Annotated in this window: 16 protein-coding genes; 2 read left to right on the forward strand and 14 right to left on the reverse strand. The window is 68.4% G+C overall.

Annotated elements, in window-relative coordinates:
* Positions 1-61: 61 nt before the first annotated feature.
* The 14 genes from ACUDTM_RS03855 to ACUDTM_RS03920 all read right to left on the reverse strand — a co-directional run bounded on the left by ACUDTM_RS03855 (position 62) and on the right by ACUDTM_RS03920 (position 14150).
* Positions 62-1237: a substrate-binding domain-containing protein gene (locus ACUDTM_RS03855; RefSeq protein WP_445391175.1), complete on the reverse strand. Its 1176-nt coding sequence runs from the start codon at positions 1235-1237 to the stop codon at positions 62-64.
* Between the two features lie 271 nt (positions 1238-1508).
* Positions 1509-2708 (reverse strand): type II secretion system inner membrane protein GspF, encoded by a 1200-nt coding sequence (gspF, locus tag ACUDTM_RS03860; RefSeq protein ID WP_088496234.1) that lies wholly within the window; start codon positions 2706-2708, stop codon positions 1509-1511.
* A gap of 7 nt (positions 2709-2715) precedes the next feature.
* Positions 2716-4149, reverse strand: a complete 1434-nt coding sequence (gene gspE, locus ACUDTM_RS03865) for a type II secretion system ATPase GspE (protein WP_111200557.1) — start codon at positions 4147-4149, stop codon at positions 2716-2718.
* Positions 4146-6527, reverse strand: a complete 2382-nt coding sequence (gene gspD, locus ACUDTM_RS03870) for a type II secretion system secretin GspD (protein WP_445391176.1) — start codon at positions 6525-6527, stop codon at positions 4146-4148. Before gspD ends, gspE begins: the two co-directional genes overlap by 4 nt.
* Positions 6524-7051: a type II secretion system protein GspM gene (gene gspM / locus ACUDTM_RS03875; RefSeq protein WP_072168841.1), complete on the reverse strand. Its 528-nt coding sequence runs from the start codon at positions 7049-7051 to the stop codon at positions 6524-6526. The genes gspD and gspM overlap by 4 nt, the downstream gene beginning before the upstream one ends.
* Entirely contained in the window at positions 7048-8211 is a 1164-nt protein-coding gene (gene gspL / locus ACUDTM_RS03880) for a type II secretion system protein GspL (protein ID WP_088496232.1), read from the reverse strand. Before gspL ends, gspM begins: the two co-directional genes overlap by 4 nt.
* Positions 8208-9113, reverse strand: a complete 906-nt coding sequence (gene gspK, locus ACUDTM_RS03885; protein ID WP_111008419.1) for a type II secretion system minor pseudopilin GspK — start codon at positions 9111-9113, stop codon at positions 8208-8210. The genes gspL and gspK overlap by 4 nt, the downstream gene beginning before the upstream one ends.
* 9 nt (positions 9114-9122) lie before the next feature.
* A complete protein-coding gene (gene gspG / locus ACUDTM_RS03890; protein ID WP_005416799.1) occupies positions 9123-9560 on the reverse strand; it encodes a type II secretion system major pseudopilin GspG in 438 nt (145 codons plus the stop codon).
* A gap of 57 nt (positions 9561-9617) precedes the next feature.
* Positions 9618-10175 carry a hypothetical protein gene (locus tag ACUDTM_RS03895; RefSeq protein WP_269777758.1) on the reverse strand — a complete coding sequence of 186 codons (558 nt, stop codon included), beginning with the start codon at positions 10173-10175 and terminating at the stop codon, positions 9618-9620.
* A gap of 144 nt (positions 10176-10319) precedes the next feature.
* Entirely contained in the window at positions 10320-10871 is a 552-nt protein-coding gene (locus tag ACUDTM_RS03900; protein ID WP_072168844.1) for a hypothetical protein, read from the reverse strand.
* Between the two features lie 58 nt (positions 10872-10929).
* Positions 10930-11910: a FecR family protein gene (locus tag ACUDTM_RS03905; RefSeq protein ID WP_353080464.1), complete on the reverse strand. Its 981-nt coding sequence runs from the start codon at positions 11908-11910 to the stop codon at positions 10930-10932.
* A gap of 69 nt (positions 11911-11979) precedes the next feature.
* On the reverse strand, positions 11980-12510 hold the full coding sequence (locus ACUDTM_RS03910; protein WP_061479455.1) for an RNA polymerase sigma factor: 531 nt from the start codon (positions 12508-12510) through the stop codon (positions 11980-11982).
* 16 nt (positions 12511-12526) lie between these two features.
* On the reverse strand, positions 12527-13207 hold the full coding sequence (locus ACUDTM_RS03915) for an STN domain-containing protein (RefSeq protein ID WP_072168847.1): 681 nt from the start codon (positions 13205-13207) through the stop codon (positions 12527-12529).
* A 478-nt stretch (positions 13208-13685) separates the two neighbouring features.
* A complete protein-coding gene (locus ACUDTM_RS03920) occupies positions 13686-14150 on the reverse strand; it encodes an Lrp/AsnC family transcriptional regulator (protein ID WP_005413654.1) in 465 nt (154 codons plus the stop codon).
* 127 nt (positions 14151-14277) lie between these two features.
* Between ACUDTM_RS03920 and ACUDTM_RS03925 the strand changes: the two genes are divergently transcribed.
* Positions 14278-15009 (forward strand): AzlC family ABC transporter permease, encoded by a 732-nt coding sequence (locus ACUDTM_RS03925; protein ID WP_353080463.1) that lies wholly within the window; start codon positions 14278-14280, stop codon positions 15007-15009.
* On the forward strand, positions 15006-15320 hold the full coding sequence (locus ACUDTM_RS03930; RefSeq protein WP_005409898.1) for an AzlD family protein: 315 nt from the start codon (positions 15006-15008) through the stop codon (positions 15318-15320). The genes ACUDTM_RS03925 and ACUDTM_RS03930 overlap by 4 nt, the downstream gene beginning before the upstream one ends.
* Positions 15321-15334: the final 14 nt, after the last annotated feature.

Genomic DNA, 15334 nt, shown 5'->3' on the forward strand with positions numbered 1-15334 from the left:
AATGGCGACGCCGGCCCAGAGGCCGGCGTCGCGTCAAGCAGGATTCAACCGGTACTGCGGATTACAGCGGACGACCGATGCCGGCACAGGTGCTGGGGTTGTTCAGGCCGGCCGTGCTGCTGGCCAGCACGAAGCGGTTGCGGATCGCATCGCGCCACGCTTTGGTCAGCGGGATGAAGCCGTGGTCGGTGATCGACTTCTCATACGCAACGGTGTAGGTCGCCGGATAGTGGCGGGCCAGGAAGCCGCGCAGGCTGGTGGCGACGCTCGAATCCTTGTAGCACTGGCCGATCACCAGGTTGGTGTAGCCGGCGATCGGATAGCCAGCCGACGGGTTGCCGAACACCGGCACCCAGTTGGCGGGGTTCTCAGCATCGGTGCCGGTCGGCGGAGCAACGGTGTCCAGGGTGGCCTGCACGCTCACCTGGTCCGGCGAGAAACCCTTGACCTTGGCGACCTTGGTCGCATCGGTCAGGCTCGGGATCACGTCCGGGCCGACGTAGCCGATACGGCCTTCAGCTGCGTAGACCGTGTTGTACAGCGAGGTGCCACCGGTGGCCGGGGCGGCCACCAGGAACGCCGGCAGGTTGCCGTTGGCATCGCGCTTGTACAGGTCGGCGAAGGTCGACTTGATGGCGAACTTGCCGCCCACCAGCTTCGAGGTTTCAGCGTTCTCGGCGGCACAGGCCGCGGTCAGGAAGCGGCTGAACATTTCGCTGGTACCGCTGCTTTCCGGACGGTACACCACCTGGATCGGGCCACTGCGGTTGGCATCGATGGTCGACCAGTCGCTGATCGCGCCCGAGAACACGCCGCAGATGTGCGCCACGCTCAGGTCCACCGCCGAACCGGCCTTGTTGAACGGAATGGTGACCGAGGTGGCCACGGACGGCACCTGGATCAGCGCGCCGTAGCGGTTGGCGTTGGTCGCCTGGTTGAAGTTGGTGGTGTAGTTGCTCAGCTCAGTGCTGCTCAGCACCGAATCGCTGCCGGCGAAATGCACGGTGCCGGTGGTCGAGAACAGCGCCGAGTTGTTTTCCAGGAAGGCCTTCTTGCCGGTGCCCGAACCGGTCACGGCGTAGGTGAAGTTCGCCGGCAGGATGCTGTCGGCCGAACCCTTGTAGAGGTCGGCCGGCAGCGAGGCACCGCCGCCGGTAACGGTCTGCGCCGAGGCGGCGCCCACGGTAGCGAGCAGCGCGGTGGCAACCAGCGCGGCCAGGGTCTTGTACTTGGTCATGATCTTCTCCTGAAGGGTTTACTGCGAAGGGAAACGCCAAGGGAGGAACGGTCACTACACGCCTGCTGCCGCCGAGGGCCTCCCAGCCCACTCTGCGGCGACGGGTCCATGCTGGTCCGCGCCGATGACAGGCCGCTTAAGAAACCTGTGGAAGACCGGAAAAAGGTGTGGAGGATTGTGTGGAGAAATCCAGGCACCCGTAGATCCACGCTGTGCGTGGATGGATCGAGCGACGCGCGTCCTGTCCGGTGCATCCACGCATGGCGTGGATCTACTGCACCAGCTGGTTCATTTCCATGATCGGCATCAGCACCGCCAGCACGATGGTCAGCACCACGCCGCCCATCACCAGGATCATGGTCGGCTCCAGCAACGCAGTCAGCGCCATCGCGCGACGCTCGATCTCGCGCGAGATGGTCTGTGCGGCGCGGTCCAGCAGTGGCGCCAGCGAACCGGTCTTCTCGCCGCTGGCCACCAGGTGCACCAGGATTGGCGGATACACCTTCTGCACCTTCAGCGCAGAACCAAGCGCGGCACCTTCGCGCACACGCGCGGACACGTCACCGGCACAGCGCGCCAGCAACGCATTACCCAGGGTCTGCCGGGCAGCTTCAAGCGCACGCAGCAGCGGCACACCCGCATCCAGCAGGATCGCCAGTGTCGAGGCGAAGCGCGCGCTGTTCACACCCAGCACGAAACGCCCGACCATCGGCACCCGCAGCAGCATCGCGTCCCAGCGCAGGCGCAACCCGGCCTTGCGCAGGGCCAACCGCCAGGCCACCACCAGCGCAGCGATGCCGAGCCCCACCCACATGCCCCAGCTGCGCACGAACGCGCTGGCGGCCAGCATCACCTGGGTCAGCATCGGCAGCGTCTGCCGCGCCTGCACGAACGCGGTCACCACCTGCGGCACCACGTAGCTGAGCAGGAAGATCACGATCGCCACCGATACCAGGCTGATCGCCGCCGGGTAGATGAAGGCGGTCAGTACCTTGGCCTGCAGCGCATTGCGTTCCTCGATGTAGTCGGCCAGGCGCTCCATCACCCGCGCCAGATCGCCGGAATCCTCACCTGCACCCACCAGCGCTCGATAGATCGGCGGGAAATCGCGCGGCCGCGCGGCCAGCGCCACGGTCAGGCGCTGGCCGGCGCGCACGTCGGCGCGCACAGCGGTGAGTGCCTGGGCCACGTGCGGGCGCTCGGCCTGCTCGATCACCGCACTCAAGGCGCCCTCCAACGGCAGGCTGGCCGCCAGCAGGCTGGCCAGCTGGCGGGTGGCCCAGGCCAACTCGCTGGCCGACAGGCGGCGAGCGCCCCAGCCACTGCCGACACTGCGCGCAGCGCTCACCTGCACGGGTGTCAGCCCGCGCCCACGCAGCAGCTGGCGCGCACCGCGCGGGCTGTCGGCATCCAGTTGACCCTTCTCGATGCGGCCCTGCGCATTGGCAGCCTGGTAATCGAACAGCGCCATGCGAGCCTCAGTCGTCGCCAGTAACGCGCAGGATCTCTTCCAGCGTGGTCACCCCGCTGTCGACCCAGCGCTGGCCGTCCTGTCGAAGGGTCCGCATGCCGGCCCGCCGTGCCGCCTCGCGTAGCGCAGGCTCACCCTGCCCTTCATGGATCAGTGCACGTACCCGGTCGTCCACCACGAACAGTTCATGGATGCCGGTGCGTCCCCGATAGCCACTGTTGGCACAGGCCGTGCAGCCCACTGCGCGCCATACGGTCCGGCCTTCGCCGTCCACCTCGGCACGCCGGCACTGCGTACACAATCGCCGCACCAGTCGCTGCGCCAGCACACCACGCAACGACGAGGCCAGCAGGAACGGTTCCACGCCCATGTCGGCCAGGCGGGTCACCGCCGAGATCGCATCGTTGGTGTGCAGCGAAGCCAGCACACCGTGCCCGGTCAGCGACGACTGCACCGCGATCTGTGCGGTCTCCAGGTCACGTATCTCGCCGATCATGATGGTGTCCGGGTCCTGGCGCAGGATCGCGCGCAGCGCGGTGCCGAAGCTCATGCCGATGCGCGCGTTGACCTGGATCTGGCCAATGCCGGCAAAGTCGTACTCCACCGGATCTTCCACGGTGAGGATATTGCTGGTGCTGCTGTCGAGCTGGCCCAGCGCGGCGTACAGCGACGTGGTCTTGCCGCTGCCGGTCGGCCCGGTCACCAGCACGATCCCGTGCGGCTGCCGGATCAATCCGGTGAACGTGGCCAGGGTGTCATCGGCCATGCCCAGGCGCTGCAGCTGCAGGCGGCCGGCATCCTTTTCGAGCAATCGCAGCACGGCGCGCTCGCCATGCCCGGTCGGTACCGTGGAAACACGGATGTCCAGCGGCCGCCCGCCCACGCGGATCGCGATGCGCCCATCCTGTGGCAGGCGCTTCTCGGCAATGTCCAGGTGGGCCATGATCTTGATGCGCGACACCAGCGCTGCGTGCAGTGCGCGCCGAGGCTGCACCATGTCGCGCAGCGTGCCGTCCACCCGGTAGCGCACCACCGAATGGGTCTCGAACGGCTCGATATGCAGATCGCTGGCACCGTCGCGTGCAGCCTGTGCCAGCAGCGCGTTGATCATGCGGATCACCGGCGCATCATCCTGCGCATCCAGCAGGTCGGTGACCTCCGGCATGTCCTGCATCAGCCGGTCCAGATCGACTTCACTTTCGGCGGCACCGACCACGGCCGCGGCATCACCGCCGTCACGGTACTGCTCACCCAACCGCTGCTGCCAGGTCGCCGCATCCAGGGCCTGGAAAGGCAGCGGGCCATGCCGGCGGCGCAGCTCGGCCACGGCCCACGCCGCCGTGTCGGCCGTGCCGAGCAGCACCGGCTCGCCACCGGCTTCGGACAGCATCACGCCGTGGCTGCGCACCCACGCGTATGGCAGCGGCACAACGGCGCTCACGGCCCGATCACCAGTTCCGGCGTGTAGCCCAGCCCGCGCAGCTGCTGCAATGCCGGATCCAACTTCGCCGGATCACGCGGCAACCGCACGCGCAGGCGTTGCCCACCCTCGCCCGGCGTCGCCTCCGCGTAGGCCTGCAGGCCCAGCGCCCGCACCTGCGCCACGCCCTGGCTGGCACGGCTCGGCTCCAGCCCCTGTGCGAACTGCACCAGCTGCGCATCGCCGTCACCGGCCGGATACAACGCTGCCAGGCTGGTGTTCTGCAACGGCTGGCCGTGGCCATCGCGCGCATTGCCCTGGCCGAGTACCGACAGGTCCTGCGGTGGCAGCTGCGGCGCCGACAGCGCGGGCAAGGCCCAGCTCTGTACGGGCTGCGCGCCGGCCTGCGCATTGCGCATGTAGTCGTAGCGGTCGCGGGTCAGGCGCTGTCCGGCGGCCGGGTCGCGTACCACGTGCGGGCGCAGGAACACCATCAGGTTGGTCTTGGCGCGCTTGCGCGTGTCGCTGCGGAACAAGGTGCCCAGCACCGGGATCTTCCCCAGCCCCGGCACCGCATCACGGCCATGGCTGACGCTGTCTTCCAGCAGGCCACCGAGCACCATGATCTGGCCATCGTCCAGCAGCACGCTGGTATCGAGTGCGCGCTTGTTGGTGATGATGCCGGCCGTGCTGTTCGCGCTCTGCGCGTCGATGCTGCTGACTTCCTGGTAGATGTCCAGCTTCACCGTACCGCCCTCGGAAATCTGTGGGCGCACCCGCAGCTTCAGGCCCACGTCTTCGCGCACGATGGTCTGGAAGGGGTTGTTGCTGCCGCCGCCACCGTCGGTCACGTAGCGGCCACTGACGAACGGCACGGTCTGGCCGACCATGATGCTGGCTGACTCGTTGTCCAGCGTCATCAGGTTCGGCGTCGACAGGATGTTGGCGCCGCCCTTGCTCTGCAGCGCAGTGGCCAGCGCCTTCATGTTGAGGATCTGGCCGACACCGGGCAGGTTGATGGTGCCGTCGATCACGCCGATCTTCAGGCCATCCTTGGGCAGCACGTCCAGCGTGGTACGCGCACCGGTATTGAGCCCGCTACCGCCGGTAGCGCCCCCGAAATGGGTGCCGCCAAACGTACGGCCATTGCCCAGCATCCACTGCACGCCCAGCTCGGCCGCGTCGGTCTGGTTGACCTCCACGATCAGGCTTTCCACCAGCACCTGCGCACGGCGCTGGTCGAGCTGGTCGATCACCCGCCGAAGGTTGCGGTACACCGGCTCCGGCGCCGAAATCAGCAGGGTGTTGGTGGCCACGTCCGCCTGTACCGAAATGCCGTTATGGCTGAAGCCGGTGCTTCCTGCATCGATCGGGTCGCGCCGGCTCGGGTCCAGCCGCTGCGATTCCAGCGCATTGCCTCCGGGCTTGGCCTGCTGCGGCTGCGACGGCTGGATGGGCGTGGAACGGTTGGCGTCACCCGGCAGCGGGGTGATGCCTTCGTTGCTGCCCATGGCCGGTGCATCGCTCTGTCCGGCCACCACGCCACGCAGCACACCGGCCAGCTGGTTGGCCTGGGCGTTGCGCAGGTAGACCACATGCAGGTTGCCGGACTCGTCCTGGGCACGGTCCAACTTCTCCACCAGCTGCCGCGCCAGGCGGGTGCGGCCTGGGCTGCTGGAACGCAGCAGCACGCTGTTGCTGCGCGGATCGGCCATCACCACCACCTTCTGGCCCGGCTCGGCGCCCTGCGCATCCAGCAGCGGCGCAACCATGGCCGCCACGTCCACCGCAATGCCCTGCTGCAGCTTCACCACATCGGTGTCCATGCCGGCGGGCGTGTCGACGCTGGCGATCACCCTCGCGATGCGCTCCAGGTTGTCGGCGTAGTCGGTGATCACCAGGGTGTTGTTGCCTGGATTGGCGGTGATCGGGTTGTCCGGGCTGATCATCGGCCGCAGCACAGCCACCAGCGCCGCCGCATTCTCATAGCGCAGCGCAAACGTACGCGTGGCGATCTCGCCCCCTGCACCACCGCTACCCACCCGGCCACCGAGCAGCTTGGCATCGGCCTGCGGCACCACCCGGCTGACGCCGCCGTTCTCGACCACGGCGAAGCCTCTCATGCGCAGTGCGCCCAGCAGCAGCTGGTAGGCCTGGGTACGGCTGACCGGGCCATCGGAAACCACCGTCATCTTGCCGGTCACGCGGGGGTCGACCAGGAACTGGCGTCCGGTGAAGCGCGCCGCCATGCGCAGCACACCACCGATATCGGTATCCACCAGGTTCAGCTGCACCGGCTCATCGCGGGTGTCCTGCGCCGCCACCGGCGCCGGCACGTGGGCCATGCCCACGATCAGTGCCAATGCGGCACTGCAGGCAAGGCTGCGCATCGCCCTCATGGATGGGCACCCGCAGGAGCCACCATCACGATGTTTCCGGAAATCCTTGCCGCCGGCATGTTCGCATCCCCTGTGCGTGTCAATTGCAACTGCTGCAACTCGATGGCCGGATCGGCCAGCAGCGGCAGCAGCCAGTTCCATAGCGCATCGGCGGGAACGGCCCGTACCTGCAGGTGCCAGCACCCGTCGCGCGCTTCGATATGCAGGCCGCCAGCCAGACCGGCGGACTTGATCTGGTCACGCAGCCCGGCCAGGGTCGGATGCTGGCCCTGCGCCAGCTGCTGGCGCTCACGGGCGCGCAGCAGCGGTGCCAGTGCGCGATGCTGCGCCTGCAGCCGTGGCAGTTCGGCCTGCCAGTGCGTGCGCTGCTTCAGCAGGGGCTCCAGCCAGGACGACCACAGGCCCGCCACCAGCAGCGCCACAACCATCACCCACAGCATCAGCCGGTCGCGCGGTGGCAGGCGTTGCCAGCGCTGCTGCAGGCCCGCCAGCCCCTCGCCCAGCCGCAGGGTTCGGGTCGTCACTGTCCCGCTCCGCTCACCCGCAGGCGTCCACCGGCGTCGCGCGCCAGCTGCAGCCCCTGCGCCTGCATCGCTTGCTGCCAGTGCTCAAGCCGCTGTGGATCGTCAGCCAATGCCTGGGCATCGGCGTCCAGCTCCAGGTACACCTGCCCGGGTTGGTAGTGCAGGCTGTGCACCTGCCCCGCCAGCTCCGGAACCGCATGCAGCGTGCTGGCGACCTGGCGCTGCAGCGCCGGCAACGGCGGCGCTGGCGGCGGAACCGCCAGCGCTCGCCTTGCCTGCAACACCGGGTCCACCACGTCGGTGATCTCCGGAAAGCGTGCGCTGAACTGCCGTGCCATGTCCTGCTGCAGCGCCTCACCCTCGACCCGCCAACGCGAGACCTGCCACTGCAGGCCAAGTGCAGCCAGCAGCACCGCCGCCAGTGCCAGGCCGATCGCCAGTCGCGGCGCTTGACGGTCTGCGCCGGGCAGCGGCAATGACCACCCCGGCAACGGGCCACAGGCCTGCCGTTCATGCGCGACGGCGGTGCCCGGCAGGCTGTCCGGCCACGTCGGCGGCACGCTGCCGATCCACTGCACGGCCTGCACGCCGGCCTGTTGCAGGCGGGTGGCCAACGCCTGCATCACCGCAGACGCGTCACGTCCGCCATACCATTGGACAAGTCCCCGATCGCGCCCGCTGCGCACCAGCAGATGCTCGCCGCTGACCTGCAGCGTGGCGTGGCCGTCCTGCCAAGGCAGCAGCAGTGGCGTCGGATACAACGCCTGCAGCTGCAGCGCACACGAGGCCAGCAGCTGCTGCGCCTGCGCGATGGCCTGCTGGCCGAGCCAGGCCACCGGAACCGTACCGTCTGCCGCCTGCGCACCGTGGGCCAGCGCCACCTCCTGCAGGTCATCCAGCAGCATGGCCTCCACCTCGCCCTGCAACGCCGCCTGCAGGCGGCGCCCGGACAGCGGCGGCAGCTGCAGTTCCAGCAGGATCAGGTCGTTCGGGTCAAGGCAGGCATGCACCGCCGCCCGCGGATGCCGCAGGCCCAGCGCGGCCAGCGTGTCGCGGCCGTGTGCCACTACCTCGTCCTTGTGAAGCCGCGCCCAGTCCACCGCGCTGTCGGCGCGCAGGTGCGCCAACGGCGGCAGGCGCACCCGAAGCTGCACCGTCATGCGCCGATCCTCGTCCACACCCGTTGTACACGTACCCCGTCGTCGCGGTACTCGCGCCAGAGCAGCGCGCGAAAATCAACCGCGCTGCCGTCAGCCTGCACCCGGCCCACGGCCAGGAACCACTCGCTATGGATACCCAGTGGAAGCACGGCCATCTGTTCGTTGCTCAGTTGGAGTCGGTTGGCGATGTCACCGCGGTTGAGCAGCCAGTGGCCGGCGTCGCGCTCAGCGAGCAGCGCCTGCAGCCGTGCGGGCTCGACCGCAGGCGTCACCGCCTGCAGAACGCTCAGGTCGCTGGTATTGGCGTTGACCAGGGTCTGCGCCGGCAGCACCACGGTGCGTCGCGCCAGCGCCTGCAATGCCACCGGATCGGCACCGGCCAGTGCCTGCGCGATCAGTGATTCGCGCGGCAGTGGGGCCTGTGCCTGGATGTCACCGTCGCGCAGGCGCGCCTGGATGTGGTCCGCCGCGGATGCGCAGGCACCCTGGCCAAGCCCCTGTGCAGCACACAACGCGATGAACGCGCGCCGCGCCTCGGGGTCCGGCCTGCCCTGTGCCAGCAGGTTGCGCAGGTTGAACATCGACTGCGCATCGACCAGTTGCAGCTGCACCGGCAACGGCGCCTGCAGTTGCAACGGGCGCGCCCAGCGCCCGCTGCGCACCGTGGTCAGCTGTTCCTTTACATCCTCACGCAGCTGCTGCGCCGCACGCTCCAGCGTGGCGTCCACCGCCATGCGCACCTGCGCGCGCAACTGGTCGCCGCGCAGCGCGCGCAGCTGCGCCGACTGCCGGGTCAGCAGCGCGGTGGCAATCACGGCCACCAACGCCACCACCAGCAGGGCGACGATCACCGCCATGCCACGCTGGCGGGTGCACGAGACCGAACGCGTCGGGGCTGCCATCAGCACGCCTCACAGCTGCCAGGAGCCGATGTCTGCGTTCCCGGCGTCGCCACCGGGCTTGCTGTCCGCACCCAGCGAGAACACATCAATGTCGCCATGAGTGCCTGGAACCTGGTACTGGTACGGATGGCCCCACGGGTCATTCGGCAGGCGATCCAGGTACGGCGTCACCGGCAACGCACCACTGCCCTGCGGCGGCTTCACCAGCGCCTGCAGGCCCTGTTCGGCACTGGGATAGCGCCCATTGTCCAGCTTGAACAACTTCAGCGCCTGCATCAGCGCCGCGATGTCCTGGCGCGCCGCCACCACGCGCGCCTGGTCCGGACGGTCCATCAACCGCGGCACGATCAGCGCGGCAAGGATGCCGATGATCACCACCACCACCATGATCTCGATCAGGCTGAAGCCCTGCTGCCGAGCCCTGCGACCACCTGCCTGCCTTGCCATTGTTCCGCCCTCGTCATCCTGGAAGAGACCGCTGCACCATGGTCAGCGGTGCATGTGTCAGTACGATAAACATCCGCCTGCGATTCGCTGCGCGGTTGCCTGTGCGGGCGCACGTGCAGCCGGCACGCGTGCCGCCTCGAGCAGGTGCGGCGGCACGCTGGCCAGTGTTTGGTCGATGCACTTGCGCAGCAACGGATGCACGCACGCCTGCAGCAGGCGCACGCACTGCGTCGGCGACCACGCGGTGCCGTGGTCGAGCCCGATGAACATGCGGTAGGCCTGGTGGTAGCGCAGGTCGTCGTACACACGCTGCGCACTGTTGAGGTCACGTACGTTCACCAGCAGGGCCGCACGTTGCAGCAGTCGCGCATCGGCTGCGCCAAGCGGCAGCGCGCTCATGGCCGCGTCGGGCCAGGGCCGCATCCGCAGGTCGAGGGCCTTTCGAAGTGCCGCCAGTGGATGCGCACTGCTGTCCAGTGCCGCCCAGCGCGCCGCGTCCGCCCAGGCGTCACTGGACAGCACCCAGACCCACGAGCGCCCGTAACGCTGCACGTTCAGGGGCGTGTGCCGTGCCTGCTCCAGTGACTGGCTCAGGTGGCGATCCAGCTCCAGCATGCTGATCCTGCGACTGTCTTCCATCTGCGCCGCCCGTGCTCCGCGACGCGTGGTGCGTCGTACTCTGGAGAAGACGTCAGCAAGGCAGGTGAAGCGACACCGCGAATGCAACTCTGTGCACGGGATGGCGCTTCATCGGCAACGTCATCGCAGCGTCATCCGCCTGCAGGCTTCGCGCTGCAGCCGCGGTGCGTCACCCCCACAACGGCGGGCCAGTACCGCCACGTCGCTGCGGGCAGCGAATGCGACCAGTGCATCGGTCATGTCCACGTCATCGCACCATGACGCCAGCGCGACGCGCAGCGCGGGCAGCTGCCACCCGTCCATCACCCCATGGGCGCCCGCCACGAACCAGTGCCAGAGCCGATGATGCAGCACCTGCTCATGCAGCTGCGTGAGATCGTCGATGCCATGCATGTCCGCCAACAGCAGTGCGCGTGCGAGCGCCGCAGGCGGCAGCGCCCCGGATTCGACCAAGGGCATCTCCTGCTGCTGCAACCGCAGCAGCATCGCCAAGGGGTGTGACTGCGGATTGAAGTCCAGCAGCACCGCCTGCTGCTGCCACTGCGCGTCAGACACCACGCACACCCAGGGCGAACCATAACGATGCACCATCAGGGGCCTTCGCTGGGTGGTTTCCAGCAATGCAGACAGATTGCGACGCAGATCGAGCACACCGATGGTCTCGTTGCGCATCCTTGGCTTCTCCTCGCTTGCAACAGCCCTGCGCGGCGCGCACGGCCAGCGCCTTCATCTATCCAAGGACGGCGATGCCACCCGGAAAGCGACGCAGATCCAGCGACATCGTCAGTCGCAGCTGCTCCAGCGCCGCATCCGGATCATCGATGCGGAAGCGGCCACTGACCGGCGCGCGCGCCAATGCCGATTCACCCAGCAGTACCTTGCCCCGCCGGTAACGGTTGATCTCGTCCACCACCTCGCCCAGCGGTGCGCGGCGGAACACAAGCATGCCTTCGGTCCAGGCACTCACTTCCGAAGCTACGGCCTCGGCCACGACGCCACTGAGGCGCTCGTCGAACCGGGTCTGCTGGCCGGCCTGCAGCTGCAGGCGGCCCTGCGGGTGCTCGATACGGGCGCTACCCTGCAGGCAGGTCACCCGTACCAGCCCGTGGGTGTTGCGCACGTCCAGGCGCACCGCACCTTCATCGGCAATCACGCAACCCGGGCCCGCGAACAGTGCCAGGCGCAGGCCAGCACCGGTTTCGATCGCGGCCTGGCCCTGCACCAGCTCGAAGCCTTCGCCCTGCGCGTGCGCGCGGCGGCGCAGGCTGCTCTGCGTATCCAGTTCGATCCTGAGCTGCGGCGAGGGCGCGATCTGTAGTCGTTCACCGGTGCCGGTGTGGAAATCGGCCGCCATCGCCGTCACCGACGGCCACAATCCCAGCGGCGGGCGGAGCGCCGCCACCACCACCAGACTGGCCGGCGCCGCCACCGCAGCGCCCAGGAAGGCGCGCCGGCTCCAGCGCTGCGCCGGCGTCGGCGCGACCGGTTGGCGCGCGGCGGCGGGCAGTCGCTCGCCGGCCAGCTGCACCTGCTCCCACTGCCGGCGCGCACGGCCAAACGCTTCACGATGACGCGGGTCGGACTCGCACCATGCACGGAACCGGCGCCCATCGGCAGCGGTCGCCTCGCCCGAGGTCAGCCGCACCACCCACGCGTGGGCCTGACGCTCAACGGCATCCAGCGGGCGTTGCGGGCGGTCGTCAGGATCCATGGGAGCTCATGCCGGACCCGCACGCTGCGGGGTTCTGCTCGGCGTCAAAGTGTAGACGGATGCCGTCGCTCAGAACCGCACCTGGCGCCCCTGCCCACTGCGTTCGGCCAGGTAGTCCTGGGCTGCCTTCAGCTCCCGCTGCACCAACCGCAGCGACACACCGAGGTGGTCGGCCACGTCGCGCTGCTGCAGGCCATCGACGCGGATCGCCAGCAGGATGCGACGACGGCGCTCGGGCATGCGCTGCAGCAGGCCGACCATGTCTTCCAGCGCGAAGTCGAGCTCGGCCGCCTGTGCCGGCCCCGGCCCCGGGTCGGCCATGTCCATCAGCGTATCCACCTCCTCCAGGCTCAGCAGGCGGTGGTCTGCCCGTTGGCGGTCGATCACGGTGTTCATCGCCATCCGCAGCAGGTAGGCCGCAGGGTTCTGCACCGCGTCCAGGCGGTCACGTCGCGCACTCAGGCGCATCCACGTGTCCTGCAGCGCGTCGCCGGCCAGCTCTTCCGATCCGAGCTTGCGCACCAACCGGCGTTTCAGCTCGTCGTAGGCACCCAGAAGGTGGTCCATCAGATCAACCGCCCCAGCCGTACCGTTGTTCATGTTCGAATCCTTGAAGTCATGGAAGGGGCGCGCGCCGGCCACAGTCGTGGTCGGTGCCGGAAGGACGGATCTGCAGCGTCACCGGCTGTGGCAGCGCGGCGGCGTCGGCCGCCAGCACCAGGCCGTGCAGCGCCTGCAGCAGGCGTGCGTCGCGGCGATCACTGCCACTGCCGGACAGCAGCTCGGGCTCGCTCACCTGGCCCGCGCCGTCGATGCGGAAGCGCAGCGTTGCGGCATAGCGGCCGGGCGCAATCTCCGGGTCGTCACAGAACGCCGCACGCAGCCGCTGCTGCAACCCGCCGTAGCGACGCCGGCGTTCGGCCTCGGGCAGCCCCGCGCCAACATCGGGTTCCGCGGCCGAGGGCTTGCCCCGGCGCAGCACCACACGCTGCTCGCCGATCACCTCTGCCTCGATCCCGGTGTCCTGCAGCAGCGACTCCAGCGCCACAAGCGGCGCCAGGCTCCCGCGCAGCGCATGGCTGCTGCGGCCCGAAGCAAGGTCGCCGGGGTACATCACCGACCACCCACTGATGACACTGAAGCGCTCGACCGCCTGTTCCAGCGGCTGCGCAGGGATGTCGTAGGCGTGAACCGCGTCCTGTGCGGCAGCGGCAAAGGACAGCAGCAGCCATGCGGCGATGGCCACCTTCCAAGTTCTGACCGCATGGTGTCCATTCAGCCCCCTGACGTAGAACACATGACCCTCGGCAGCGACAGCAGCTGCAACGGTCGCGCACCACAACCGGAACCCCGGCCCACGCGCGACCCGCAAGCGGGCTCAAACCGTACCGGGGGCACATGTCATTGCGATGACCGCCGCCACGGCTGACGCCGGGTCAGGCCCTGCGAAGCCAGTCACGCGTCAGGAATCAATGAATCGAACAGGCATGATCATCTGCCCCAGGGGTCAAAACCCGTTGCGCAACAACGGGATCCGACCCCGACGGATCGCGGGGAACTGTCAGGCGGCGGGGCGGTGTGGCCAGGCAGGACCGTTGGCGCCATGGATGGCGCCATCGAGCCCCCAAGGAAGGGTTTACGGCGTGTCCTGCCTGGCCACACCGCCCCGCCGCCCCACGGAGCATCGCTGTTGCTGTTGTTGCTCCTGAGGTTGCCGGCCAGCAGCCGGCACTACCCGCGGGTGCCGGGTGCAACCCGGCCGCAAACCCCATCCCTCAAAGCGGCAGCTGGGTCGTCTGCTTGATCCGCTGCATCGGAATCTCGGTCTTGGTGTTCTGCACGCCGGCGATCCGGTTCAGGTGCTGCATCTGGAACTGCCGGTAGGCATCAAGGTCGGCCACCGCCACCCGCAGCAGGAAATCGCAGTCACCGGCCATCAGATGGCATTCCAGCACTTCCGGGAAAGACTTGATGCTGTTGATGAAGTGGTTGGTGGTGTCCTCGTCCTGCCCGCGCAGCCACACCCGCACGAACACCGTGAAGCCCCGCCCCACCTTGGCCTCGTTCAACAAGGCCACATAGCGGTCGATGTAGCCGCCCTCCTCCAGCAGCCGCACCCGGCGCAGGCAGGCCGACGGCGACAGCCCGACCAGACGGGCCAGCTCCAGGTTCTGCAGGCGGCCATCGCGCTGCAGGGCGTCGAGGATGCGCCGATCAAGGTTGTCGAGCTGGTACTGCATGAAATTTCGTCCTGGTCGACTCTGGCCGCATGGAATATCAATCATCCAGAATCCAGTGGCATCAACGCAACCCGATTTCGTGATCGGACCGCTAGCATGGGCCACCCCCACCTCGTCGTGCCGTTCCATGGACGCCCGTACCACCCTCCCCCTGCCAGACACCTGCGATACCGCGCCGCGTGCCGAATTCCTGCGCGGCCTGCGCGCCGCCGTACCGGTGATGATCGGCTTCATTCCGTTCGCCCTGGTGCTCGGCGCGCAGGCGGCCCAGAAGGGCCTGAGCGCACTGGAAGTACCGCTGATGACCGGCCTCAACTTCGCTGGCGGTTCGGAGTTCGCCGCCGTCGAACTGTGGACCTCGCCACCGCACATCGCACTGATCGTGGCGATCACCGCGCTGGTCAACAGCCGCCACCTGCTGATGGGCGCCAGCCTGGCCCCGCTGCTGCAACACCTGCCGCGCCGCCGGGTGCTGCCGGCGCTGTTCTTCATGTGCGACGAAAGCTGGGCAATGGGCGTGGCCGATGCGCGTCGACGCGCGCTGGGCTTCAGCCTGGCCTACTACCTGGGCGTGTCGGCCGGCCTGTACACGGTCTGGGTGGCCTGCACCGCACTGGGCGCGATCGTCGGCCCGATGCTGGGCGACATCCACGCCTACGGCTTCGACATGGCCTTCCCCGCCGTGTTCCTGGTACTGCTGCGCGGCATGTGGCAAGGCATGAAGGCGGCGCGGCCGTGGCTGGTCAGCTTGGTGGTGGCCGCCGCCACCTACCTGCTGATCCCGGGCGCGTGGTACGTGGCCAGCGGCGCATTGGCCGGCCTGGCCACCGCCTGGCTGCTGGCGGAGGACCCGGCATGATCTTCAATGGACTGATCCACTGGACCTCGGTGTTGACCATCGTGCTGATGGCCGCCGCCACCTACCTGACCCGCATTGTCGGTTTCCTCGCGCTGCGTAACCGCACGTTGAGCAAACGCGCAGTGACGGTGATGGAAGCCGCGCCGGGCTGCGTGCTGATCTCGGTGATCGCCCCGGACTTCGTCGCTGACAAGCCGGCCGACCTGGCTGCACTGGCGATCACCCTGCTGGCCGCCACGCGGCTGTCGATGCTGCCGACGGTGCTGATCGGCGTGGTCTCGGCGGGTGTGTTGCGTTATCTGATGGGGTAGCTACCGGTACGCCG

This window comes from Stenotrophomonas maltophilia group sp. vghtpe118 (assembly GCF_052605195.1).